The 1,587-nt window shown below is 30.6% G+C and carries 1 protein-coding gene and 1 pseudogene; both read left to right on the top strand.

Features of this window, described 5'->3' with window-relative positions; all coding sequences use genetic code 11:
- Window positions 1-717: FkbM family methyltransferase (locus tag F3G86_RS10130; protein WP_149723776.1), on the top strand; the 717-nt coding region annotated here is incomplete at its 5' end.
- 13 nt (window positions 718-730) lie between these two features.
- A pseudogene (locus F3G86_RS10125) lies at window positions 731-1,587 on the top strand (hypothetical protein); the annotation flags it as partial.

The following is a 1,587-nucleotide window of genomic DNA, read 5'->3' as shown; positions in this document are numbered from 1 at the left end:
TTTACCACTCCAGAAATTTCACGTATCGTTACACTTTATAATCTACTTAGTGATAAAAAATCAAAAGAAGTTTATAAGGCTGCATTAAAATTTAAGCTCACTGAATATTACTCTTATTTAATAGATATAAAAGATGATCTTAAAAAACAATACTTCGATGAGGTAGTTAAATTTAGTGATGAAGAAGTTTTTGTTGATTGTGGTGGCTATACTGGAGATACGATAGAGGCTTTTATAAAGGCTGTAAATGGTAAATTTAAGCAAATTTATAGTTTTGAGCCAGATGGCAAAAACTATAAAATTTTGACTGAATACATAAATACACTTGAACAAAAAGATAAGATAAAAGCCATAGATGCTGGAGTATATTATAAGAGCAGTGCTTTTTATCTACAAGGAAAAGAGATGGCTATAGCATGCACCAATCAAGCTACTGACAGAAAAGTGGAAGTATGTGCCATAGACGATATAGTAAAAATCCCACCTACTTATATAAAAATGGATATAGAAACGTTTGAAACATATGCGTTACTAGGGACAATGAAAAGTATCATAAAGCATAAACCAAAGCTAGCTATAAGCATATATCATAAATTTGATGACTTATGGAACATACCTCTACTTTTAAAACAATGGGTTCCAGAATATAAACTATATATAAGACACTATGAATGTTATCAGGCAGAAACCGTAGTTTATGCTATACCAAATGTTTGATTAAGGATAAAATATGAATATCTTAGATGCTGATTTTAAGCAGATCGTTGATGCTCTTTTTGATACTCAAAATGGGAAATTTGAGAGCACTTTTGAGAAACAAAAAGCAGAGCACTTTAAAGAGCTTTGTAAAAATAAAAAGCTCATCGTTCTTGGCACTGGTTACTACTTAAAAGTGCTTCCTAAATTTTTAAAGCTAACATACGATGTAGATATATATGGTGTATATGATTGGGTAGCAGAGAGAGAAAGTGGCGATGGGATTTTTGCAAATTGTAAAGACTATAACTACATAGATTTGCAAAGATATAACAAATACAAAGATAAAGCAAGGTTGTTATCAAAGGAAGAATTTTATAAAGATCCAGAAAATACAGTTATTTTTATAAATAGCGAAGTATTTGCTCATATACCACACATCCTTTATGATAGGGGGGGGGTTAAGCACTACTACAGCATGAGAAGTCTTGGCAAAAGCCTAATATCCGATAGTGCTATGAATAAAAAAGCACTAAATGACTTTAAAGAATACGACCTTAATGAGCTAAATCATGTATTTACCACTCCAGAAATTTCACGTATCGTTACACTTTATAATCTACTTAGTGACAAAAAGTCAAAAGAAGTTTATAAAGCTGCATTAAAATTTAAACTCACTGAAGACTATCACTATCTTTTAGATGTAAAAGATGATCTTAAAAAGCAATACTTCGATGATGTAGTTAAATTTAGTAATGAAGAAGTTTTTGTTGATTGTGGTGGTTATACTGGAGATACGATAGAGGCTTTTATAAAAGCTGTAAATGGTAAATTTAAGCAAATTTATAGTTTTGAGCCAGATGGCAAAAACTATAAAATTTTGACTGAATA

The organism is Campylobacter concisus (genome assembly GCF_902460595.1).
GTDB lineage: Bacteria > Campylobacterota > Campylobacteria > Campylobacterales > Campylobacteraceae > Campylobacter_A > Campylobacter_A concisus_BL.
This window is presented reverse-complemented; position numbering and strand designations above follow the sequence as displayed.